Origin of the sequence: Pseudofulvibacter geojedonensis (assembly GCF_042675745.1) — a bacterium.
Classification (GTDB): domain Bacteria; phylum Bacteroidota; class Bacteroidia; order Flavobacteriales; family Flavobacteriaceae; genus Pseudofulvibacter; species Pseudofulvibacter geojedonensis.
Genome location: NZ_JBHTJM010000002.1, coordinates 333,036 through 355,513, shown reverse-complemented (window position 1 = coordinate 355,513; position 22,478 = coordinate 333,036). Strand labels below are relative to the sequence as shown.

Below are 22,478 nucleotides of genomic sequence, written 5' to 3'. Positions count from 1 at the left end.
AAACGAATAGCTTTATCTTTCTTATTTTAGTTCAATATTTAAGTCTATATCATTTAACGGCCATTCGCCTTTATCTATACTTTCCTTAGCTATTTTATCTACCACATTTAAACCTTTTGTAACCTTTCCAAAAGCAGTATGTTCTTTATTTAAATGATGAAGCCCAGCTGGTTTATGAACAATAAAAAATTCAAAAGCGTCAGATTCTTTATTTGGGTTCATGTTCCATCTTCTAGCGGCAGATAGTACGCCTTTATGATGTGGGTAGTTATTTATTTCGGCAGGTACTCTATAACTACCTATATTGTTTCTTATTTCTGCAGTTAGAGATTTGTCTGATTGTCCTGCTTGAATGATAAAGTCTTCAACAACTCTATGAAAACAAGTAGTGTTGTAATAGCCAGATTTTATAAGCAATACAAAATTAGCTCTATGCAAAGGGGTATCTGTAAAAAGTTCTATATGAATATCACCTAATCTAGTATGAATGATAGCTTTGGTTTCAGGATTTTCCTTACCGTATTGAGATAGGAAAGAAGTAACATTTTTAGAAGTAATTAAAGGATCTTTATCTAAATGACTTTTTTTAACAACTGAATCTCTTTTGGTTGTTGTTTCAATAGTATCAACTAGCTTTTTTTGTTGATTATTTTTAGATTTGTTGTGAGAATCTTTACAAGCGGTTAAACATAAGCTTATTAAGAAAAAACTTAAATACATTTTCTTTAATATGACCATAAATAGTTTTCAAGAATTAATACCAAAAATAGAAAAAACAGTTTTACCAGGAATAGAGTCGCAATTTAAAATGGCACCTATTATGCGAAAAAAATTGGGTAAAGATTTCGATTTTAAATCAAGGAATCCAAAGAAAGCAGCTGTGATGGCTCTTTTGTATCCTAATATAAAAGGAGACTTGCAAATGATTTTTATGTTGCGTAAAACATATAAAGGAGTGCATTCGAATCAGATAGGGTTTCCTGGAGGTAAAATTGAAAATGAAGATAGTTCTATTTTAGCTACTGCATTTAGAGAAACTGAAGAAGAGATAGGTGTAAAAAGAAAACAAATTCAAGTTTTAAAAGAATTAACACAAGTATATATTCCGCCGAGTAATTTTTTAGTACAACCATATATCGGTTTATTGCATGAAAAGCCTAAATATATACTTGATGAAAAAGAAGTTGAAAAATTAATAGAAGTACCTTTGTCAGATGTTCTTTCTGACGATTCTTTAAGTGTAATGAATATAGAAACATCTTACTCTAAAGAAGTAGAAGTGCCCATATTTAAGTTTAATGAAGAGGTAGTTTGGGGAGCTACAGCAATGATGTTGAGTGAGATTAAAGATTTGTTGTTAATAGCTGAGTAGTTTTCCCTACTTTTGTGACACTAAACTAATTACTTTTATGGGATTATTTAAGAAAAATCCTTTTGGACATAAACTTTTTTTAAAAAGATGGCTTATTAGAATTTTAGGGGCTTTGACTCATCGGAGATATAGAGGGTTTAATGAATTGCAAATAGAAGGTTCTGAAATAATTAAGAACTTGCCAGATAGTAATGTCTTGTTTGTATCGAATCATCAAACTTATTTTGCAGATGTCACTGCCATGTTTCATGTTTTTAATGCTAGTTTAAGTGGTAGAGTAGATTCAATTAAAAACATTGGTTATTTATGGAAGCCTAAACTTAATATTTATTTTGTTGCAGCTAAAGAAACTATGAAAGCTGGCTTATTACCTAGGATAATGGCCTATGCTGGATCTGTAAGCATAGAAAGGACTTGGAGGAGTAAAGGAGAAAATGTTAATAGACAAGTGAAAATGAGTGATGTGAATAATATAGGGAAAGCATTAAATGATGGATGGCTAATTACCTTTCCGCAAGGAACTACCACTCCCTTTAAACCTATACGAAGAGGGACAGCTCATATTATTAAGCAACACAAGCCAATTGTTATACCTATAGTTATTGATGGGTTTAGAAGGTCGTTTGATAAAAAAGGTTTGCGTTTAAAGAAAAAAGGGATTTTACAATCATTTATTATCAAAGAGCCTTTAAAAATTGATTATGAAAATGATTCTATAGATGATATCGTAACACAGCTAGAGTATGCCATAGAACAGCACGAATCTTTTAGAAAAGTAATTCCTTTAGAAGCTTTAAAAGAAATGGAAGAGCTCAATAAAATGAGAGAATGGGAATATTAATCATAAAAAAAGCAGGTTAGAATTATTTAACCTGCTTTTTTATGAGTAAAGATTTTTTATTTAACAGCTTTTACAGTGTATCCTTCTTTTCTTAAAAGATTTATAACTCCGTCTTCCCCGGCTAAATGAGCAGCCCCAACACCAAAAAAGCTTCTTTCTTTTTTTGAGGCATTAGTAATTTTGTCAATCCAATTTTTATTACGTTTGGTTAAAAAATCATCTAGGTAAGAAGCCATAATTCCGTTTTCTTCTTTAGAAGTTTCATCTAGAAGTTTTTCAATATTTTCACTCTGATATATTTTTAATAGATTTTGAAAATTATCTTTGCTTTTTTGCATTCCTTCTTTAGCCAAACGAACTAAGTCTTTAACCTGATCCTTGTAAGGAATAGCATCGAAGGCTGCAAACTGATCTTCAATAGTTTCTAAACCATAAACTTCTTCGTTTTCTGTTTTTACTTGACTCATTAGTCCAGCTTCTACAGACTTCATTGGGCAATCTAACATTTTTGGAATTAACATAGAGCTTAAAATCATTGGCTTCATGTTGTTTAGCATAGCTATACTCATTCCGGCTTCTTTGGTAAAGAATTCATCTAGTATTTTATACTCTTCTTCAGAAGTTAAATTTTTAATAGTTTTACCTTCAGGCATCATGGTTTGACTCATCATTTTTGCCTGCATGTTACTATCATCCATATCTAATTCTAGATATAGGTTTTTTGTTTCCTGAAGAGCCTTCTTTACATTGCTATTTAACTCATTATTGCAAGTAGCATGAATAGTTCCGTATAAATAAGAAGTTTTTATGTCTTTACCTGAAATTTCCCATAACAAAGAATTTTCTAGCTTTTCTTGACCATAGCCAAGAGAACTTGCTATTATAATAGCTGTTGTAAATAGTTTTTTCATAAAGTATTTATAAATCTAATTTTTTAAGTTCGTTATAATTTCTATTTAATTTCCTCATTAATAAACCATAGAGTAAAAAATATAAAAATAAGCACACACCAATTACAAAAACAGTAGCAAAAAGAATTGTAAAAATTAAAATAATATAGTCTTTGCTAGAAGATAATTCGAATAGAATTTCTCCTGTTTCATTCATGGGTGTAGTAAACGAATAAAAGAGACTAATGGCAACAACGATGGATAAGAAAAATAAATTAACCAAAACATACTGCTTAACTGTTCTTCTTGTGTTAATTATGTTAGTTAACAACTCTTTTACGCTATTGGTAGTGTTGATAGTTCTGTAATTGATATAAAATTTATATAAAAAATATAACCCAATTGCAATACTTATAACACTTACTGGTAAGTGCATTTTTTGCCAAATTTTAAGACTTTGTTGTTGCTCTATGTTTGGGTGATAAAATAAACCTGATAATAAGCCAATACCGATTTCAATTAAACTAATAATAAAAATCCACTTTACAACCGAGGATGATTTTTTTAGAATCATCTTATAGATAGAATCTGAAGAAACTTTGGGGTGTTTCTCTTTATTCCAGTCTTTTTTAAGTAAATCTAATTCCTTCATATATTTTATATAATTAATCCAATCTCTATGGATTTAATATTTTTTTTAGTTTTCCTTTAACTCTATTCATTTTTACTCGAGCATTAACTTCACTAATACCCATTGTTTCAGATATTTCTTTATAATTTTTTTCTTCTAGGTATAGAAATATCAATGCTTTTTCTATGTCAGATAGTTGTTTTATTGCACTGTACATTAATTTTAATTGTTCTTCTTCAGTATCATCATATTCATCTGCTTTAATTTTAAAATGAAAATCTGCTATATCATTGGTTTGTATAGATCGTTTCGATTTTCTGTATAAAGTAATAGCAGTGTTTAAGGCAACACGATACATCCAAGTACTAAATTTTGCTTCACCTCTAAATTTAGGAAAAGCCCTCCATAACTGTATAGTTATTTCTTGAAACAAATCATTATGAGCATCTTGGTTGTTGGTGTATAACCTACAAACCTTATGTATAATGTTTTGATGCTTTTCTAATTGAGCCACAAAACTATGTTCGAGTTCTTTTTTCACGTATAGTAGTTAATCAATGTATATGTGTTTAAAATTAATATTTTGTTACAAGATCTTTTTAAATTAATTGAAATTGACAATTCAGAATTGTAATTTAACGATTCGGTCAAATTTCTTTCTTGAACTTAGATATTAAATAGATATTTGAACTGAAGTTATAAAAACAACTTTACATGAGTACATTATTCAAGCATATAAAACTTTCTATATCATTTGGATTGGTAATTTATCTAATCATTTTATTGATAAGATATTTTTCAGGTTATTCTGTAGTTTTTAATAATCATTTATTGTTTGAATTTTTAATCTATATGCTGTATTCATTGGTTTTGTATGGGGTTAATGCTTTCATTTTTATTCAGTTAGATAGAAAGTTTGGAAAGGATAATTTTACTAAAAAAAGAATAGTAACTGGTTTTGTTTTGTCTATAGTGCTTACCATGTTAGCCGTATTTTTTTTAAGAGTTATAGAAGAGGTAGTGATAGAAAAAGGATCTTTTTTGATTTTTCTTGAGAACGAAAAAATAGGAAATTATTTGATACCTTTTATCATAACTGTAATAGGAGTGTTGTTTTTTAGCGCCTTCTTTTTTTACAAGTCACTTCAGGATAAAAAAATTAAAGAACAAAAAATTATAGCTGGAACTGCTAGTGCAAAATTTGAAAGTTTAAAAAGTCAGTTAGATCCTCATTTTTTATTTAATAGCTTAAATGTATTGACGTCTTTAATAGAAGAAGATCAAGATAAGGCTCAAAAATTCACTACTTCATTATCTAAGGTATATAGGTATGTGTTAGAGCAAAAAGATAAAGACTTAGTTTCGTTAGAAGAAGAATTACACTTTGCCAAAACTTATATGTCTCTGTTAAAAATGAGATTCGAAGGAGCAATATTTATAGAACTGCCAAAAGTGATTAACAACCCAGAGGCAAAGGTAGTGCCTTTGTCGTTACAAATACTTTTAGAAAACTGTATTAAACATAATGTTGTAAGCGAAGGTAACCCTTTGAAAATTAGGGTTGTAGAAGATAATGATCAACTAATAGTTATAAATAATTTTCAACCTAAACAAACCGTTAAAAAAAGCAGTGGAGTAGGACTACAGAACATTAAAGAGCGTTATAATATTCTTTCTACTAGGGAAATGTTCATTAGTCAACAAAATAATGAATTCACTGTGCAAATCCCATTATTAACAAAAAAATCATCAATTATGAAATCAACAGAAAACAAGTCAGTCAATTCAGATTATATAAACGCAAGAAAACGTCTAGATAAATTAAAGGACTTTTATGGAAGCTTGGTTGCTTATGTAATTGTAATACCTTTTTTGATTTTCATTAACTTAAAAACGTATTCTGGAGTCCATTGGTTTTGGTTTCCAATGCTAGGTTGGGGTATAGGCTTAGCTTTTCAAGCATACGAAGTATATGGAAAAGATAAATACTTTGGTAAATCTTGGGAAGATAAAAAGATTAGAGAATTTATGGAAGAGGAAGAAAAGAATAACAGACAATGGAGGTAAAATTATGAGAAATATAGATAAAGAAAATAATTATTTGAGTGCCAAGAAACGCTTAGACAGTATAAAAAGCTTTTATACACATGTAATAGTTTATATTGTAATTAATACTTTTTTATTACTAATATTTTCGACAGGCACTTCTGTTAAAGCAAACGGAATGCATTATGGGAATTTTTATACTGCTATTGGCTGGGGAGTTATAGTAATTATTCATGGAGTTGTAGTTTTTTCTCCTATTATTTCTATAATGAATAAGTGGGAAGAAAAAAAGATTAAAGAGTTTATGCAAGAAGGGACTAATAATAAATGGGAATAATGGAAAATTACAGTAAAGAAGAACAATATTTAAAGGCAAAGAAGCGAGTAGATCAATTAAAAGGATTTTACTGGCATTTGGCTTCCTATCTAATTGTAAATACATTTATTAGTTCAGTTAAAGTAATTAGTAATATTCATAACGGAGAAACTTTTTCTGAAGCATTTTTTGATTTTGGAACTTTTGCTGTTTGGTTTATGTGGGGAATAGGCTTGGCTTTTCATGCATTTGGAGTTTTTGGTGTAAGAATTGCTTTTGGAAAAAATTGGGAAGAAAGAAAGATAAAACAGTTTATGCAAGAAGAGCAGGAAAGAGCTGGTAAATGGGAATAATTATCAAAAAGATAACATGAACGTATTAATAATAGAAGATGAAAAGCCAGCTGCAAGAAGGCTTTATAGAATGCTAGAAAAACAGGGGGTTAAGGTTGCAACCATGTTGCACTCAGTGGCAGAATCTAAAGATTGGTTTATGGAAAATAACCAGCCAGATTTAGTTTTTTTAGATATTCAATTGTCAGATGGATTGTCATTTGAAATTTTTGAAAATTTAGATTTAAAAAGCGCTGTAATATTTACTACTGCTTACGATGAATATGCACTAGAAGCTTTTAAACTGAATAGTATAGATTATTTATTAAAACCTATAGATGAAGAAGATTTACATATTGCATTAAACAAATACAAAACCTTTTTTTCAGATTCAGAAGAAGTGAATCAATCAATAATTGACATAAAAAGAATTTTATTAGGAGAACAAAAAAAAATATATAAAACTCGCTTTACAATAAAAGTAGGGCAACATTTAAAAATTATAGAGACAAAAGATATAGAATGTTTTTATAGTCAAAATAAAGGAACATATGCATATACTAAATCAGGAAGGAGTTATTTATTAGATATGACTTTAGAACAATTAGAGCTAGAAGTAGATTTGGGTTCATTTTTTAGAATCAACAGAACTTTTATTGTAAATATTTCTAAAATTACAGATATCATATCTTACTCCAATTCTAGATTAAAAATTAGTCTCAATACTTTTAATGAGCAGGAACTTATTGTAAGCAGAGATAGGGTAAAAGATTTTAAAAATTGGATTGGTTAAAATTTCAATAAAACCTATTTAAAATATAGGATAATAGGGTTTGTTGTGTGATTTTTTTAACTCGTATTTATTTAATTTTCAAGACTAAAGTTTGATTTTTTTTATTATTTTCGGTGCTTTATCAACCCTAAATATAAATTTTAGAAGTAAAACTAAATTGAAAATTATGAATTTGAAACTACGAAAAAACCTATCGTTGGCTTTAATGCTAACAATGTTAGGATTTACATCGTTTGCTCAAGACAAAAAAAAGGAAGCAAATGGTTTTTTGACAAGTGAGAATGCCCAACGTTCTCTAGAAGAAACAGGATTTATTAGATGTTCAACTGTAGAGTATAATGATCAGTTAAGAGAAAAGCACAACTTAGCTTCAGAAGAAGAATTTGAGAATTGGTTGGCACCTAAAATTGCTGAAGTTAAAGCGCAAAGGCAAGTAAATTCAAACCAAATACAAGCCGTTACTACTTTACCAATAGTATATCACGTTTTTGCTACCACAGGTTCAGCACAAGATATGTCAGCTGCAGCAATTCAAGCTCAGACAGATCAGTTAAATTTAGATTATTCAAATCAATCTGGAAGTCCATTTGGAGTAGCAGCCGATACTGAATTACAATTTTGTATGGCTCAAGTTGATCCTAATGGTGTAGGAATGGCAGAGCCAGGTATTAATAGAATTACTACCTATGGTGATGGACCATTTACTAATGCAGATTTTGAAGGCGGTATGAAAGCTGCTACTCAATGGGATCCTACTAGGTATATCAACATTTGGGTTGCTAACCTTGGTGGAGGTTTATTAGGGTATGCACAATTTCCTTCTGCATCTGGATTAGACGGTATGCCTGCAGATGGTGGTGCTGCTAATACAGACGGAGTAGTTATTTTAAATAACTCAGTAGGATCTATAGCTAATCCAAACCCTAATGGAGGACAATACAATGCGGGTAGAACACTATCTCATGAATTAGGTCACTGGTTTGGTTTACGTCACACATGGGGAGATGGAGATTGTTCTGCAGATGATTTTTGTGCAGATACTCCAAACTGTTCAGGTCAATATTATGGTGCAGGACCAGCTCCAACTGAATGTGGAAATGTAAGAATGATTGAGAACTACATGGATTATTCTGATGATGCTGCAATGAATACTTTTACTGCAGATCAAAAAACAAGAATGGTAGCTGTAATGGCTAACTCGCCTAGAAGAATGGAATTGTTATCTTCTACAGTTTGTTCTATAGATTACAGTTTAATATTTGCTCAAGAAGCTATAACTACTTGTCAAGGTACAGATGCAGTTTATACATTTGATTATGATGCAGCTGACGGTTTTTCTGATACGGTTAACTTTACAGCAGCTTCAACTCCTACAGGTCCTTCTTTTGCGTTTTCACAAAATTCAGCTAATGTTGATACAAATGGTATTACCTTAACTGTATCTGGAGCAACTGCTGGAACTTATACAGTTACAGTAACTGGTACTTATGGTTCTGAAGTAAAAGAAAAAGAATTAACTCTAACAGTTTATTCACCAGCAGCAGTACCTACTTTAACATCTCCAGCAGATGGAGCTACAGATGTGATAGATCATACAATGACATGGGGTGCAGATACTAATGCAGCTAGTTATACAGTTACTGTATACAGCGATGCTTCATTAACAACTGTAGCTGAAGGTCCAGTTAATGTTACCAATCCTTCATATACGGCAACAACATTAATGACAGAAACACAATATTGGTGGGTAGTTAGTTCAACTAACGATTGCGGAACGTCTGCTAATTCTGCTGCGTTTAATTTTACAACTGCAAATATTGATTGTGCAACTCAAGTAGCAACAGATACACCGGTAGCAATACCAGATGGAACTGGAGCTCAAACAGAAGGGCAACCAGCTGTTTCAACAATTTCTTATGCTTCTGCTGTTACTATTACAGATGTAAATGTAACAGTAACTATTCCTGATCATACATATTCAGGTGATTTAAGATTGGTATTAACCAGTCCAACAGGAACATCTGTAGAGTTAGCTGCTCAGAATGGAGCTGGAGCAGATGGAGCTTACACAGCTACTGTTTTTGATGATGATGGCACAACAGCTATAGATGATGCTACTCCTCCATATACAGGAGTGTTTAGTCCAGAAAACCCATTGTCTGCATTGAATGGAGAAGTTTCTTTAGGAGACTGGACTCTTTCTGTTTATGATAACTGGAATGCAGATACAGGTAATTTAGCGTCTTGGTCAATTGAAATTTGTGGTTCTCCAATAGCTGATTCTGATGGTGATGGTATTGATGATGCTTCAGATAATTGTCCTACAACTCCTAATCCTGGTCAAGAAGATACAGATGGAGATGGAGTAGGTGATGCATGTGATAACTGTGTAAATACTGCTAATGCTGGTCAAGAAGATACAGATGGAGATGGAGTTGGTGATGCATGTGATAACTGTGTAAGTACGGCAAACCCAGACCAAGCAGATTCTGATTCTAATGGTGAAGGAGATGCTTGTCAAGATACTGATGCTGATGGAGTTTTAGATATTTTTGATAATTGTGTAGATACACCTAATCCAGATCAAGCAGATGCAGATAATAACGGAGTTGGTGATGCATGTGATGGCGTTACTCCAAATGATACTATAACTCCAAACGGAGATAATATAAATGATACATGGGGTATTGTGAATATAGATCGTTATACCATAGATGGAAGAACAAATACTGTAAAAGTATTTAATAGATGGGGAGCGAAAGTTTTTGAAACTTCTAATTATCATAATGATTCTAATAACTGGAATGGAGAATCTACTGAGGGAGGTAGTGGAAAATTACCAGCAGGATCTTATTACTATATGATTGAATTAAAAGAAGGGTCTGAAGTAAGAACTTATAACGGTTGGATTTATATCAACTACTAATTATTAAAGGCGAAAAATAAAAACTTGCTGAGTTGAAAAACTCGGCAGGTAATTATATAAAAAACTTAAAATCAACAAATGAAGAAAGTAATAAAAGCATTGGGAGTAGCTGCAATACTATTTAGCTTGTCAGCATCAGCACAACAAACACCCAATTATTCGTTTTGGAGACAAAACATGAACTTATTAAACCCTGCCTATGCAGGAAGTACTGAAAAAACAGAGGTAAATTTAACGTTTAGAGATCAATGGAATGGAGTAGATGGAGGTCCTAGAACTCAGTCTATTCATGGTCAAACTAGTCTAACAGATAAAATGGGATTAGGTTTGAGTATAGAGCAAGATCGTGTGTTTATTCAAAGAGAAACTAATTTATTTGCAAACTTTTCTTATAAATTACAAATAAATGATAAGCACGATATTTATTTAGGAATTAAGGCAGGAGGAAGTTTTTTTAGTGCAGATTTAAATAATTTACAAACTGCAGATCCTATTAATGCAAAAGAACCTAATAGATTCAACCCTAATGTTGGTGTAGGAGCTTATTACAAGCAAGAGAAATTCTTTGTAAGTTTATCTGCACCAAGGTTGTTAAAAGCGAAGCGTTATGAAGAAATTTCAGGGACTAGTCAAGAAGCCGCTGATGAGATGTTAGTAATGTTAGGAGGAGGATATTTTTATAATATCAATGATAACATTCAATTAATTCCAGCAGTAATGGCTCGTTATGTAGGAGGTTCTCCTTTTGGATTAGATGCAAGTCTTTCTGCTCGTTTCTACGATAAGTTTGAATTAGGAGGTAACTATAGGTTAAATGATTCTGCATCTCTTTTAGCTACTTTTCAAGTAGCAGAGACTTTAGACTTAGGGTTTGCTTATGAATTTACCACATCTGATGTTAATGAAGTAACAACAGGAGGTCCTGAATTATTATTAAAACTAAAGTTCTAATCACAAAAAAGTTTTATAGATTATCAAAGCAGCCTAAGGGCTGCTTTTTTATTTAAAACAAAAATCTAATAATAAAAAAAAGCCATATCAATGTAATAAACTTTGATACGGCTTCCAGCAGTGATAACTGAGTTAACTTGTGCTGAGGTATGACTTCGCAAAGTAGATACCACCAACAAGCTCTAAAGCCTTTTTAACTAGCTATTCTGCTATAGTGAATTATATGTTGCCTATGGTTTATCAGTAAACATCTCTACTGTATAATGCTCAATAATTCACTTAATAAAATAAATATAAAAAATAACTTATTGATTTGCAAGAGAATAGGTTAAAAATTATTTCTTGTTTTGATGTTTTTTTTACAAAGATTTATAATTTCAGCAATTCGTTTTAAACGAGTATCCTCTTTTTTTGCAGAAAATAACCAGTATAAGTACCCTTTTTGGTAAGAAGGGCTAAAGTTTAAATAATTATTGTAAGCCTTACAGTTAATATTAAAGGCATTTTGTAAATCTTCTGGAATGATTAAATTTTCTACATCATCTAGTGCAAACCAAGATTTATCTTTTTTAGCGGCATTGATAACAGATAAACCAGCGCTATGCATTTTATTATCCTTAATTAATTTTTGTATGTAAGTTTTGTTTAATTTGCTCCATACACTTTTAGGTTTTCTAGGGCAGAAGTATTGTTTCCTTTTTTCTTCATTTATTTTTTTTACAGTAGAATCAATCCAACCAAAACATAGAGCTACCTGTACAGCTTCTTCCCAACGCATACTTGGTTGAGGGCTAGAAACTTTATATAAAACCAAATCTACTCCTTTAGAACAATTGTGGTTTTTTAAAAGCCAGTTGTACCATTCAGTATCATTTTTAAAATAAAGTAGAGGTCTTTCAGGCATTTATTTTAAATTTAATTGCCAAGAAACTCCAAATTGATCTTCAACAAAACCAAACTTTGTACTAAAGCCATAATTGTTTAACGGCATCATAACCTTTCCTTTTTCAGATAGTTTAATAAACAGTTTAGATAGTTCTTGCTCATTTTCACATTCGACATAATTAGAAACAGCAGGTGTAAAATCCCAATTATGCTTTATAGGGCTATCACTACACATAAAAAGTTTATTATTCAACTTAAAAGTAGCATGCATGATGCTTCCTTCTTTTCCAGAGGAATTCTTTCCCCACCTTTTCAAGCTGATAACTTTAGAATTATTAAATAAATTTATATAAAAATTCATGGCTTGTTCAGCATTTTCTTCTTGAAAGGTTAAAAAACTAGCTATTTTATGATGTTGAGAAGCCTTAACTTTATGGATATTTTCTTGAAGATTATCTCTTTCTTTCTTTACTAAATTTAGCTCTTGAATTGTGTCGTTTTCAACTTTAGAGTTTGTACAGTTGACTAATATAGTTGATAAGATTAAAAGAGGTATTATTTTTTTCATGAGTAAAAGTATAAATAGCCTACATATTTATTTTAAATAATCTTTTCTATTCTCAAAGAAAGAAGTTGGAAAGGATTAATAGTAACCAAAACGGATTATTTTTCTTTTCTTAAAATTTTCTCCATTTTTCGGCCTTTGGCTAATTCATCTATTAGCTTTTCCATTTGCCTACATTTTTTATAAACTTCAAATTCATCTTCAATTTCTTCAATTCTATAACCACAAACAACACCTTTAATCAGATGTGCATTGGAATGAATCTTTGCTTTTTGAAAAAATGTTTTAAAGGTTGCTTTTTCATCAATCATCTTTTGTAATTGTTCATCGTTAAAACCAGTAAACCAATGCAAAACCTGATGAAATTCTTCCTTAGTTCTACCGTTTTTTTCTAATCTATTCCAATAAAGCGGATATATAGATGCAAAAATCATATTTGCAACTTTTTCATTTTTTTCTGCGGTAACTTTCATTTTTACTTTTTATTAATTGAAGATACTACTATTGTTTTAATACTTAACTTTTGACAGAAATAATTCATTACTCTTAAAAAATGATAGTTTCTACGTCATCAAAAGCTTAGAAGTGAATTAATCCGTAATTTATAACTATGGTCTGTGTTAAAATTCAACCTTATCAATCTTATATTTGCTCAAGTTGTCTAGTTAAATATATTTTTATTTAATCTTGTAATTTAAACACCTTTTGTAAAAGCGTAGTAGTTCTTGCTCCTACTTTTGTTCTTATTTCCTTTTCTTCTAGAGCAATCATTTTATAAACTCCATTTAATGCTTGAGTAGTGGTGTAGTCTGTTAGGTCTGGATTAACATCTTTGGTAAAAGGAATGCTATTGTATTTAGTAATAATGTTAGACCAAATTTGATCTGCACCTACCTTAGCAAAAGAGTTTTTAATAACCGGATTGAATTTAGTGTATAAATCATTCTGAGTCTTACCTTCTAAATAGTTAGTAGCAGCATTGTCTTGCCCTAATAAAATATTTTTGGCATCGTTAAAAGTAATATCTTTTACTGCATTTACAAAAATAGGTGTGGCTTCGCCAACAGCATCTTCTGCTGCCCTGTTCAGTACTTTTAATCCTTCATCTGCTAAATTACTTAAACCAATATCTCGTAACCCTTTATCTACTTTTTGTAATTCTTCTGGTAATAAAATTTTAACTAATTCGTTTTTAAAGAAACCATCTTTTTGTGTTAGTTTAGAAACTTGCTTGTCTATTCCAAAATCCAAAGCTTGCCTTAATCCTGAAGCAATATCGGCATTACTCAATACACCATCTGTTTGTTGAGGTAAATTATCCACAACTTGTTGTAATTCAGCACAACTAACTCCTAAAAATAAAGCCCCAACGGCAAAAAGTTTACGTAACATACTATCTAATTATTTAATTGAGTATAAAAATACAAATTCTATACCGAAGTATACTCAATAGCTTGTCCTTATATTATTATTACTAATTATTGAAAATAACTAAGAATTCCGTAAATTGCAAGCCACAAAAGCTATAGCTTTTGGTTTATTCGCATTTTATTAATTGTGAGTAAGCGTTTTTATAACTTAATATGTATAATGATTCCTAGATTTTAGGAAATAAGATTTAATACAAATGATACAAGCAACACCCTATAAACCTAAACATAAAATACGTATTGTTACGGCAGCTGCCTTATTTGATGGGCATGATGCCGCTATTAATATTATGCGTAGAATTATTCAAACAACTGGAGTAGAAGTAATTCATTTAGGACATGATAGGAGTGTAGACGAAGTTGTAAACTGTGCTATACAAGAAGATGCAAATGCTATTGCAATAACCTCTTACCAAGGAGGACATAATGAATACTTTAAGTATATGTACGATTTGCTTAAAGAAAGAGGAGCAGGTCATATAAAAATCTTCGGTGGAGGAGGTGGTGTAATTTTACCAGAAGAAATTAAGGATTTAATGGATTATGGTATTACCCGTATTTATTCTCCAGATGACGGAAGAGAAATGGGATTACAGGGGATGATAAATGACCTAGTAGAAAAATCTGATTTTGCTATTGGAGATGTATTAAATGGAGAAATAAACCATTTAGCAGACAAAGAAATTGGAGCGATTGCTCGTGTTATTTCTTCTGCAGAAAATTTCCCAGAAGTAGCACACGATACATTATCTCAAATACAAGAAAAGAATAAAGATTGTAAAACTCCTGTTCTAGGTATTACTGGTACAGGTGGAGCAGGAAAATCATCTTTGGTTGATGAATTGGTTCGACGATTTTTAATTGATTTCCCAGAAAAAACAATTGGGTTGATCTCGGTAGATCCATCTAAACGTAAAACAGGAGGAGCGTTATTAGGAGATAGAATTCGTATGAACGCTATTAATAACAAGCGAGTATATATGCGTTCATTGGCAACTCGTCAGTCCAACCTAGCTTTATCAAAATATGTTAGTCAAGCTATTGAAGTTTTAAAAGCAGCTCAATTCGATTTAATTATTTTAGAAACTTCTGGTATTGGTCAATCTGATACAGAAATTATCGAACATTCAGATACTTCTTTATATGTAATGACACCAGAATTTGGTGCTGCTACACAGTTAGAGAAAATAGACATGCTAGACTTTGCAGACTTAGTAGCAATTAACAAGTTTGATAAACGTGGAGCACTTGATGCATTAAGAGATGTTAAAAAACAATATATGCGTAACAATAATCTTTGGGATACGCATATGGATGATATGCCAGTATTTGGTACTATTGCTTCTCAGTTTAATGATCCGGGAATGAATTCTTTGTATAAATCTATCATGGACAAATTGGTAGAAAAATCAGGAGCAGATTTAAAATCTTCGTTTGAAATTACAAAAGAAATGTCTGAAAAGATATTTGTAATTCCTCCTAGTAGAGTTCGTTATTTATCTGAAATAGCTGAGAATAATAGAAACTACGATACAAAAGCTTCAGCTCAAAAAGAAGTAGCTCAGAAGTTATATGGTATATATAAAACAATAGAAACAGTTGTAGAAGGTAAAGTTGCTTTAGATAAATCTGGAATAGCGAATGAATCAACTGAAAATGTATCTGAAGAAAATAAAGACTTTTTACGATTATTGGTTGCTCAGTTTGACAGAGTTAAAATGGATTTAGACCCTTATAACTGGGAAATTATTGTTGGTTGGGATGAAAAAGTAAATAATTATAAGCAACCAATTTATTCATTTAAGGTTCGTGATAAAGAAATAAAAATACAAACTCATAGTGAGTCTTTATCTCACACTCAAATTCCTAAAGTTGCTTTACCAAAATATACAGCTTGGGGAGACATTTTAGGATGGTGTTTACAAGAAAATGTGCCAGGAGAATTCCCATATGCATCAGGATTGTATCCTTTTAAGCGTACCGGAGAAGATCCTTCGCGTATGTTTGCCGGAGAAGGTGGGCCAGAGCGAACCAACAAGCGTTTTCATTATGTAAGTGCAGGTATGCCAGCTGCTCGTTTATCTACTGCTTTTGATTCGGTTACTCTATATGGTAACGACCCAGGGGTAAGACCAGATATTTATGGTAAAATAGGTAATGCTGGAGTTTCTATTTGCTGTTTAGATGATGCTAAAAAATTATATTCTGGATTTGATTTAGCTGCGCCAACCACTTCTGTGTCTATGACAATTAATGGACCAGCACCTATGTTGCTAGGTTTCTTTATGAATGCGGCTATAGACCAACAGTGTGAGAAGTATATTAAGGAAAATGGTTTAGAAGCAGAAGTTACAGCTAAGATTGAAAAAATATATAAGGCCAAAGGAGTAGCTAGACCTCAGTATCAAGGAGAGTTACCTGAAGGAAATAATGGTTTAGGATTATTTTTATTAGGAGTAACAGGAGATATGGTATTACCTGCAGCTATTTACCAAGAAATAAAAACAAAAACATTAAGTGCTGTTCGTGGTACTGTTCAAGCAGATATTTTAAAAGAAGATCAAGCTCAAAACACGTGTATTTTCTCTACAGAATTTGCATTGAGATTGATGGGAGATGTTCAGGAGTATTTCATCGAGAAGAATGTGCGTAACTTCTATTCGGTTTCTATATCTGGTTACCATATTGCAGAAGCAGGTGCAAACCCTGTAACACAGTTAGCATTAACGTTGGCTAACGGATTTACATATGTAGAATACTACTTAAGTAGAGGTATGGATATTAATAAGTTTGGGCCAAACTTATCATTCTTTTTCTCTAATGGTATCGATCCAGAATATGCAGTAATAGGTAGAGTTGCTCGTAAAATTTGGGCAAAAGCACTAAAATATAAATATGGTGCTAATCCTAGAGCTCAAATGTTAAAGTATCATATCCAGACTTCTGGACGATCGTTACATGCTCAAGAAATTGACTTTAATGATATACGTACAACTTTACAGGCATTATATGCTATTTACGATAATTGTAACTCATTACATACCAATGCATATGATGAAGCTATAACAACACCTACTGAAGCATCTGTACGTAGGGCAATGGCCATTCAGTTAATTATTAACAAAGAACTTGGTTTAACTAAAAATGAAAACCCTATTCAAGGTTCCTTTATTATAGAAGAGTTAACCGACTTAGTAGAAGAAGCTGTATTGGCAGAGTTTGATAGAATAACAGAAAGAGGTGGAGTTTTAGGAGCTATGGAAACTATGTATCAGCGTTCTAAAATACAAGAAGAGAGTTTGTACTATGAAACTTTAAAACACAATGGAGACTTCCCAATTATAGGAGTGAATACGTTCTTGAGTAAAGAAGGTTCTCCTACAGTTACACCAGACGAAGTAATTCGTGCAACTGAAGAAGAAAAGAAATATCAAATAGATATGTTGGCAGATTTACATAAAATGCACGACACTAAAGATATGTTGAAAGACCTACAAAGAGCTGCAATTAATAACGAAAACATTTTTGAGAAGCTGATGGATGTATGTAAAGTTGCCTCTTTAGGAGTTATTACTGAAGCTTTATTTGAAGTAGGAGGGCAATACAGAAGAAATATGTAGTCTATATTTACAAAAATATTAAAAGACCTTATGATTCATATTCATGAGGTCTTTTCTATTTATAAAATTACTGTAACTTAGTAGGCAATTAAATTCAACCAATGTCAATAACTATAGTTAATTATGTAACAGCTCTTGTTTGTATTATAACTGCTTTTGTAATACATCGTATTTATTACAAAGAGCAAAAAAGAGATGCATCATTAACTTCATTGCAGGGTATAAAATGGTTTGGTTTGGCAATTTTTTCATGGGGATTAGGAGCTTTAATCAACATAGTTTTAATTCACATAGTTGGTTTACAAACCAACGATAAAATACTGGTAAGTTGTGGAGTTTTCTTTTCGTTATTAAACTCACTATTTATTTTAATGTCATTACCTTCTATAGAGCATAGAGGTAAGCGCAATCTAGCTATTCAAATTATTCAGCGTTTTTCAGAAAAAGAAGTCTTTATCATTTTTGGAGGTATTTTAGTAATGTTAGCCTCTGTTTTTGTGTTATCATTTTCTACTAATACCAATGCATCAAGTAATAGTGTTATTTGGTTAATAGATATTCCTATTTCTTTAATAGTAGCTTTTGCATTATTAAACGAATTAAACAAGGCATTTAGAAATAGAGGAATGAGGTTTATGTATTTACCTACTATAGCTCTATTTTTATTAATTTTAATAGCCGTTATACATAGAATTGTACCAAGTCATATGGCAGAACAAATAATGAATATAGAGTCTTGGTCTTTAATTGGAGTAATTACGGCTTTATCGTTTAAATTTTTATTTGTGTTATTGTTTACGATTTTGTTGTATAGCTGGAAACTTTTAGCTGAAAAAGAAGAACAACAAACAGAATTGGCTCAGTTAAAAATTTCTTTAACCGAGTTAAAAAAAGATAAAGCTATTTTAAAAATAGCGAACGAAAGTCATTTAGACACTATTAAACATTTAAAAGTAGAAATAAGTAAACGTAAAAAGAAATACAAGCAACTAAAAAAATCAGCAAAAGTAGAACTGTCGGACAGACAGAAAGAAGTGTTGGCTAATTTAGGTGTTTGCGGATCTGTTATGTCTTACACAGAAATGGCCAATGCGATGCATATTAGTGTAGATGGGTTTCAGGCTCATATTTACCAAATAAAGAAAGTGCTCAATATATCGGGTAGTGGAGGTAAAAAACAACTTATACAGTACGCTATAAATAATGATTTATTGAAGTTTGCTACGATAGATAAAAAATAATATTATTTCAATACAATCGTTTTATATACCATTATAGAGTATAGTACAAGTTGTTTTTTTCTAGCTTTAGAATAACTCTGAATTATAAGAGTTATTTTGATATTATATTACATTGTTTTCTAATATAACTGAGTAAAAAAATATAATTAGTTGTATTTTTTCTTTAACTGTTCCATAATCTCTTTATAAACTTGTTCAAAGTCCATTTCATCATTTTTAATATACTTGTTTAAGTAATTATAAACTATTCTTGAATTTTTTGGTTGATGATTAATTTCATCTTCTCCAATTTTCTGCCCATAATTTAATTCTAATATTTTGGCAGTAATTCCGCGAACCATAATTTCATCAATATCGTGGTATTCGTTCTTAAATTTTTCTTGATTAACTAATGAATCGAATTTAGTGTCGTAATACTTTTCGAATAATGCATCTGTATAAATATGGCTATTTTCGTGAATTACGATTCTTCTGTAGTCTTCGTTCCATTTTAGCTCTAATGGCTTTGTAGAATTATTAGGCTCATCACACAAGTAAGTTATCAGAAATAACCTTTCGTTTTCAGGGTTATTTGTAAAAGTAATGGCTTTGTTCGTAATTCTATTCAAAGGGTCAAACAATATTTTTAAGTTGGTTTTTTTGTTTGTTCTGTAAAAACGATTTAGTTTTTCTGTTATTTTATTTGATTGTAGAGAATCTTTAAAGGGTTTAAAATTTACATTATAATCATTTTTAAATGCTATTGTCTTTTTAAAATCGATTAATAATTTAGATAATGAGTCGATGTTTTTTCCATACCAACCAAATTGCTCAGTAATTTCTTTGAAGTTAATATTTTCTTTTGGTTTTAAATTTTTATCAAGACAAAGAGCAACGGTAGGTAGGTCGGCATTCCATTCATCACCTGTACCAATTTTTTGAACTAATGGGTGTTTTATATATTTTTTGTAGATCTCGTAGTTTTGTTTATAAAAGTCTGTTTTACAGGGTTTTATTTTTGTGTCAATGCTGTCTTCTATAGCTAAAAAATAGGCAACCCTTAGTAGTTCAACTCTATCGTCTATAGATATCGAAATTGAGTTTTTGTTTTTTTGCATTTGAATCTTTTCTTGTTTACAACCTATTATACAAGAAATTAAGACTATTAATGTGCAAGTGATTTTTTTCATGTTAGTAGTTAATTAATTGTGCAAACCCACAACTTTTTTATTGATTAGACTTTTATTTTATACGGTTATCTGTAACACTTTTTTATTCGTCAAATTGTGAATTTTTCAAATTCCATCCCATTAAATTTATATACTCCATTTTTATGAGTGCCAAGCCAAAGAATGTTATTGTTGTCTTTGTAAATACTAAACAGAGTTATTTGTTTGGATTCATCTTTAATGGAATAATGAGTGGTTTTTTCTCCATCATATTTCCAAACACCATCTAGATAAGTTACAAACCATAAATTATTATCATGATCTCTAACTGTAGACAGATACTCGTTTAAACCACTATCTTTTATTCCATTTAACTCTCCTATACTTTTGTGTCTTGTGTAAAATTTATCATCCGTCAATGTTTTGCTATTGTAGATACTATAGCGATATTCTGTATTGAACCAAAAATCACCATTTTTGTCTTCAGTAATAGAACGCACACCATTAGCCCCTTCATTACGAAATTCTGTCACATCATCTTCCTTAATCCAGTCAAATGATTTTCCATTATATCGACAAACGCCAGAAGGGTTAGTGCCAAACCAAATGTTTTCTTGCTTATCGGAGTAAATACTATAGATTTCAAAAGAATTGTTGAGGTTTGGTGGTTTAGGGATGGTTAACTCGTGTAAAGTTGTTCCGTCAAACCGATATACTTTTTCTGTTCCGTAAGCGTTTCTAAACCATAAATCAGAGGAATTGAGTTGCCAATTATTGCTCGGAGTTGCTGATAATATTGTAAATGAATTTCCGTCGAATTTAGTTACGGAAGATTTTGGGTGACAACTCGTGAAGTATATGTGCCCTAACTTATCTTCTTTTATTTCGTCTATTCTATTGTTTGGTAATCCGTGTTTTGTAGTATAGTTAACCAAAGTTTTTCCGTCATATTTATATACACCTTCTTCCCAACTACCAAACCAATAAATATTGTTTCTATCTTGGTACACAACCATAATATTTTTTCCAAGCTTTGTTACAATATCTCCTTTTGTAATCATTTTATTGTTAACCAGCTTTTTGGAAGAATGCCCATTACAAGAGGTTAATAAAATCAATAGCTTAAATAATATTAAAAAATTCAATTTGATTGTCATTTGTTGGAAGTGTGGTTGTTAATCTATAGTTAGTTACTTTATGTATAGCTAGTTATTGTACTAAAATAGTTAAAAAGGCTTGTGTTATTCTTTAGTTTAATCAATTCCTTGAGCTTATTAATCTGGTTTTGATTTTAGTGGAAGAATACTTGTGTTTACTAGCTTGAACAGTGAGAATAACTAATTTTTAAAGAAAATAATTGTTTTAAATACTTAGTGGTTCTACACTCTTATTCCGTTAGGTTGTTCAATTCAACGTAGTTAACTTTAGAAGAACCCCTATAGAAATCTTTCAATATGGAACTATGACCAGCACCAATAATTAAAAGAATTCGGTCATTTTCCTCAATCAAATCATCAATGTTTTTTTTAATAAAAATGTTCCTTTTGTACCAATTAGATACATAATTAGAAGCAGGTGAATTTCCTTTATCAGTAACATTTAAAATACTTTCTAAATATAGGTTTCGATTAAATTTATCTGATTTCAAGCCGTTCAAATTCTCTAAAGTTTGACCCAAGGTATGTGTTTTTAAATACTCTGTTTCTTGATTTGCCCAAACTTTAGCAGCTTGTATGATTTCGGAAAAATTTTCCATGAGTTGATTTTCTTGCAAAAATGTTACTAGCTCTTGGTCGCCAAGTCCCATTTGATGGTCTACACCAAAAATTGTGTCTAAGTCAAGTTTTTTTGCCAGCCTAAAACCTAATTGGTAAAGTTCATTTTTTGGAAGTACATAATTACCATTTTTATATTCTTTCAGCCTTAGTGTTAGTGTATCTGTGAAAGAGGGTTCCCTTTCCACCAAAATTTTTGTTGGTCTAAACTTGGATAAATTATCAACTAAATTATTCAACTCAGACTGTCTTTTTTGGGTGTCTAAGTCTTCGATAACTATTGCAGAATAGTCAGATGTATTGGCAAAATGAAAAGTTCCAAGAATACTAATTTGAGGCAACTTCTCTTTTTTGACCTCGATATAATTATTTTTTTCAAGATCTATTTTAACATCTTGTTTGCAACTTACAATCAGGATAAAGAGTAAAATTAATATTTTAAGTTTAGTTGTCATGTTTATGTAGTTCTTTCTTTTTCATTATATAATTCTGTTACTTTTTTCAAGGTCTGTTTAATTGCTTATTAGATAAAATAGATTAGCTGCCATTTATGAGTTTGTTTTACTTGATTGCTCTTTGTGTTATCTTAATTCGGATAAATTTTTAATGCTTTTTTTCTTATTTTATTTTAGGTGGAACTAATTCCTTTTTATTTAGTTTAGAATTTTATCCATTTACTCAATTTTACTTAGTTCATAAGTTTGGAAACAACTTTG

21 protein-coding genes are annotated in these 22,478 nt (G+C 30.8%); 10 read left to right on the top strand and 11 right to left on the bottom strand.

The window, feature by feature from the left end; translation table 11 throughout:
- Nucleotides 1-21: 21 nt before the first annotated feature.
- Nucleotides 22-738 carry a peptidylprolyl isomerase gene (locus tag ACFQ1O_RS02330; RefSeq protein ID WP_377712905.1) on the bottom strand — a complete coding sequence of 239 codons (717 nt, stop codon included), beginning with the start codon at nucleotides 736-738 and terminating at the stop codon, nucleotides 22-24.
- Here ACFQ1O_RS02330 and ACFQ1O_RS02325 point away from each other — a divergent pair.
- A complete protein-coding gene (locus ACFQ1O_RS02325) occupies nucleotides 731-1,372 on the top strand; it encodes an NUDIX hydrolase (RefSeq protein ID WP_377712903.1) in 642 nt (213 codons plus the stop codon). The genes ACFQ1O_RS02330 and ACFQ1O_RS02325 overlap by 8 nt on opposite strands.
- A 37-nt stretch (nucleotides 1,373-1,409) precedes the next feature.
- Entirely contained in the window at nucleotides 1,410-2,213 is an 804-nt protein-coding gene (locus ACFQ1O_RS02320; RefSeq protein ID WP_377712901.1) for a lysophospholipid acyltransferase family protein, read from the top strand.
- Nucleotides 2,214-2,269: 56 nt separating this feature from the next.
- Here the strand turns inward: ACFQ1O_RS02320 and ACFQ1O_RS02315 are convergent, their stop codons facing one another.
- Genes ACFQ1O_RS02315 through ACFQ1O_RS02305 form a run of 3 tightly spaced genes read right to left on the bottom strand, consistent with a single transcriptional unit; the run spans nucleotide 2,270 to nucleotide 4,275 of the window.
- Nucleotides 2,270-3,124, bottom strand: coding sequence for a TraB/GumN family protein (locus tag ACFQ1O_RS02315; RefSeq protein ID WP_377712899.1), 855 nt, complete (start codon nucleotides 3,122-3,124; stop codon nucleotides 2,270-2,272).
- A gap of 7 nt (nucleotides 3,125-3,131) precedes the next feature.
- Nucleotides 3,132-3,755: a hypothetical protein gene (locus ACFQ1O_RS02310; RefSeq protein ID WP_377712897.1), complete on the bottom strand. Its 624-nt coding sequence runs from the start codon at nucleotides 3,753-3,755 to the stop codon at nucleotides 3,132-3,134.
- A gap of 25 nt (nucleotides 3,756-3,780) precedes the next feature.
- On the bottom strand, nucleotides 3,781-4,275 hold the full coding sequence (locus ACFQ1O_RS02305; RefSeq protein ID WP_377712895.1) for an RNA polymerase sigma factor: 495 nt from the start codon (nucleotides 4,273-4,275) through the stop codon (nucleotides 3,781-3,783).
- Nucleotides 4,276-4,448: 173 nt separating this feature from the next.
- On the opposite strand from ACFQ1O_RS02305, the gene ACFQ1O_RS02300 reads away from it, so the two are divergent.
- The 6 genes from ACFQ1O_RS02300 to ACFQ1O_RS02275 all read left to right on the top strand — a co-directional run bounded on the left by ACFQ1O_RS02300 (nucleotide 4,449) and on the right by ACFQ1O_RS02275 (nucleotide 11,098).
- On the top strand, nucleotides 4,449-5,801 hold the full coding sequence (locus tag ACFQ1O_RS02300; RefSeq protein ID WP_377712893.1) for a 2TM domain-containing protein: 1,353 nt from the start codon (nucleotides 4,449-4,451) through the stop codon (nucleotides 5,799-5,801).
- A gap of 4 nt (nucleotides 5,802-5,805) precedes the next feature.
- A complete protein-coding gene (locus ACFQ1O_RS02295) occupies nucleotides 5,806-6,117 on the top strand; it encodes a 2TM domain-containing protein (protein ID WP_377712891.1) in 312 nt (103 codons plus the stop codon).
- Nucleotides 6,117-6,449, top strand: coding sequence for a 2TM domain-containing protein (locus tag ACFQ1O_RS02290; RefSeq protein ID WP_377712889.1), 333 nt, complete (start codon nucleotides 6,117-6,119; stop codon nucleotides 6,447-6,449). Before ACFQ1O_RS02295 ends, ACFQ1O_RS02290 begins: the two co-directional genes overlap by 1 nt.
- Nucleotides 6,450-6,465: 16 nt before the next feature.
- A complete protein-coding gene (locus ACFQ1O_RS02285) occupies nucleotides 6,466-7,221 on the top strand; it encodes a LytR/AlgR family response regulator transcription factor (RefSeq protein WP_377712887.1) in 756 nt (251 codons plus the stop codon).
- A gap of 166 nt (nucleotides 7,222-7,387) precedes the next feature.
- On the top strand, nucleotides 7,388-10,147 hold the full coding sequence (locus ACFQ1O_RS02280; protein ID WP_377712885.1) for a T9SS type B sorting domain-containing protein: 2,760 nt from the start codon (nucleotides 7,388-7,390) through the stop codon (nucleotides 10,145-10,147).
- Between the two features lie 78 nt (nucleotides 10,148-10,225).
- Nucleotides 10,226-11,098, top strand: coding sequence for a PorP/SprF family type IX secretion system membrane protein (locus ACFQ1O_RS02275; protein WP_377712883.1), 873 nt, complete (start codon nucleotides 10,226-10,228; stop codon nucleotides 11,096-11,098).
- A gap of 328 nt (nucleotides 11,099-11,426) precedes the next feature.
- Here ACFQ1O_RS02275 and ACFQ1O_RS02270 read toward each other — a convergent pair whose 3' ends face one another.
- The 4 genes from ACFQ1O_RS02270 to ACFQ1O_RS02255 form a co-directional block, all read right to left on the bottom strand.
- Nucleotides 11,427-12,002, bottom strand: coding sequence for a YdeI/OmpD-associated family protein (locus ACFQ1O_RS02270; protein ID WP_377712881.1), 576 nt, complete (start codon nucleotides 12,000-12,002; stop codon nucleotides 11,427-11,429).
- A complete protein-coding gene (locus ACFQ1O_RS02265; protein WP_377712879.1) occupies nucleotides 12,003-12,551 on the bottom strand; it encodes a VOC family protein in 549 nt (182 codons plus the stop codon). It abuts the gene before it with no gap.
- Nucleotides 12,552-12,646: 95 nt separating this feature from the next.
- Complete coding sequence (locus ACFQ1O_RS02260; RefSeq protein WP_377712877.1) at nucleotides 12,647-13,021, bottom strand: DUF2200 domain-containing protein; 375 nt, start codon at nucleotides 13,019-13,021, stop codon at nucleotides 12,647-12,649.
- Nucleotides 13,022-13,229: 208 nt separating this feature from the next.
- Complete coding sequence (locus ACFQ1O_RS02255) at nucleotides 13,230-13,940, bottom strand: DUF4197 domain-containing protein (protein ID WP_377712875.1); 711 nt, start codon at nucleotides 13,938-13,940, stop codon at nucleotides 13,230-13,232.
- A 235-nt stretch (nucleotides 13,941-14,175) separates the two neighbouring features.
- On the opposite strand from ACFQ1O_RS02255, the gene ACFQ1O_RS02250 reads away from it, so the two are divergent.
- Nucleotides 14,176-17,598: a methylmalonyl-CoA mutase family protein gene (locus ACFQ1O_RS02250; protein ID WP_377712873.1), complete on the top strand. Its 3,423-nt coding sequence runs from the start codon at nucleotides 14,176-14,178 to the stop codon at nucleotides 17,596-17,598.
- A gap of 101 nt (nucleotides 17,599-17,699) precedes the next feature.
- A complete protein-coding gene (locus ACFQ1O_RS02245; RefSeq protein WP_377712870.1) occupies nucleotides 17,700-18,839 on the top strand; it encodes a helix-turn-helix transcriptional regulator in 1,140 nt (379 codons plus the stop codon).
- Between the two features lie 146 nt (nucleotides 18,840-18,985).
- On the opposite strand, the gene ACFQ1O_RS02240 is transcribed toward ACFQ1O_RS02245, so the two are convergent.
- The 3 genes from ACFQ1O_RS02240 to ACFQ1O_RS02230 all read right to left on the bottom strand — a co-directional run bounded on the left by ACFQ1O_RS02240 (nucleotide 18,986) and on the right by ACFQ1O_RS02230 (nucleotide 22,217).
- Nucleotides 18,986-20,008: a hypothetical protein gene (locus ACFQ1O_RS02240; protein ID WP_377712868.1), complete on the bottom strand. Its 1,023-nt coding sequence runs from the start codon at nucleotides 20,006-20,008 to the stop codon at nucleotides 18,986-18,988.
- Between the two features lie 89 nt (nucleotides 20,009-20,097).
- The gene (locus ACFQ1O_RS02235; RefSeq protein WP_377712866.1) at nucleotides 20,098-21,048 is read right to left on the bottom strand and encodes a ligand-binding sensor domain-containing protein; all 951 of its coding nucleotides are present in this window, start codon (nucleotides 21,046-21,048) and stop codon (nucleotides 20,098-20,100) included.
- Between the two features lie 326 nt (nucleotides 21,049-21,374).
- A complete protein-coding gene (locus ACFQ1O_RS02230; RefSeq protein ID WP_377712864.1) occupies nucleotides 21,375-22,217 on the bottom strand; it encodes a DUF5694 domain-containing protein in 843 nt (280 codons plus the stop codon).
- Nucleotides 22,218-22,478 lie beyond the last annotated feature (261 nt).

Excerpts from the sequence above, each read along its gene's own strand:
- ACFQ1O_RS02325 (WP_377712903.1), top strand. The coding sequence starts at position 731 with ATGACCATAAATAGTTTTCAAGAATTAATACCAAAAATAGAAAAAACA.
- ACFQ1O_RS02330 (WP_377712905.1), bottom strand. The coding sequence starts at position 738 with ATGGTCATATTAAAGAAAATGTATTTAAGTTTTTTCTTAATAAGCTTA.
- ACFQ1O_RS02320 (WP_377712901.1), top strand. The coding sequence starts at position 1,410 with ATGGGATTATTTAAGAAAAATCCTTTTGGACATAAACTTTTTTTAAAA.
- ACFQ1O_RS02315 (WP_377712899.1), bottom strand. The coding sequence starts at position 3,124 with ATGAAAAAACTATTTACAACAGCTATTATAATAGCAAGTTCTCTTGGC.
- ACFQ1O_RS02310 (WP_377712897.1), bottom strand. The coding sequence starts at position 3,755 with ATGAAGGAATTAGATTTACTTAAAAAAGACTGGAATAAAGAGAAACAC.
- ACFQ1O_RS02300 (WP_377712893.1), top strand. The coding sequence starts at position 4,449 with ATGAGTACATTATTCAAGCATATAAAACTTTCTATATCATTTGGATTG.
- ACFQ1O_RS02295 (WP_377712891.1), top strand. The coding sequence starts at position 5,806 with ATGAGAAATATAGATAAAGAAAATAATTATTTGAGTGCCAAGAAACGC.
- ACFQ1O_RS02290 (WP_377712889.1), top strand. The coding sequence starts at position 6,117 with ATGGAAAATTACAGTAAAGAAGAACAATATTTAAAGGCAAAGAAGCGA.
- ACFQ1O_RS02285 (WP_377712887.1), top strand. The coding sequence starts at position 6,466 with ATGAACGTATTAATAATAGAAGATGAAAAGCCAGCTGCAAGAAGGCTT.
- ACFQ1O_RS02280 (WP_377712885.1), top strand. The coding sequence starts at position 7,388 with ATGAATTTGAAACTACGAAAAAACCTATCGTTGGCTTTAATGCTAACA.
- ACFQ1O_RS02275 (WP_377712883.1), top strand. The coding sequence starts at position 10,226 with ATGAAGAAAGTAATAAAAGCATTGGGAGTAGCTGCAATACTATTTAGC.
- ACFQ1O_RS02270 (WP_377712881.1), bottom strand. The coding sequence starts at position 12,002 with ATGCCTGAAAGACCTCTACTTTATTTTAAAAATGATACTGAATGGTAC.
- ACFQ1O_RS02265 (WP_377712879.1), bottom strand. The coding sequence starts at position 12,551 with ATGAAAAAAATAATACCTCTTTTAATCTTATCAACTATATTAGTCAAC.
- ACFQ1O_RS02260 (WP_377712877.1), bottom strand. The coding sequence starts at position 13,021 with ATGAAAGTTACCGCAGAAAAAAATGAAAAAGTTGCAAATATGATTTTT.
- ACFQ1O_RS02255 (WP_377712875.1), bottom strand. The coding sequence starts at position 13,940 with ATGTTACGTAAACTTTTTGCCGTTGGGGCTTTATTTTTAGGAGTTAGT.
- ACFQ1O_RS02250 (WP_377712873.1), top strand. The coding sequence starts at position 14,176 with ATGATACAAGCAACACCCTATAAACCTAAACATAAAATACGTATTGTT.
- ACFQ1O_RS02245 (WP_377712870.1), top strand. The coding sequence starts at position 17,700 with ATGTCAATAACTATAGTTAATTATGTAACAGCTCTTGTTTGTATTATA.
- ACFQ1O_RS02240 (WP_377712868.1), bottom strand. The coding sequence starts at position 20,008 with ATGAAAAAAATCACTTGCACATTAATAGTCTTAATTTCTTGTATAATA.
- ACFQ1O_RS02235 (WP_377712866.1), bottom strand. The coding sequence starts at position 21,048 with ATGATTACAAAAGGAGATATTGTAACAAAGCTTGGAAAAAATATTATG.
- ACFQ1O_RS02230 (WP_377712864.1), bottom strand. The coding sequence starts at position 22,217 with ATGACAACTAAACTTAAAATATTAATTTTACTCTTTATCCTGATTGTA.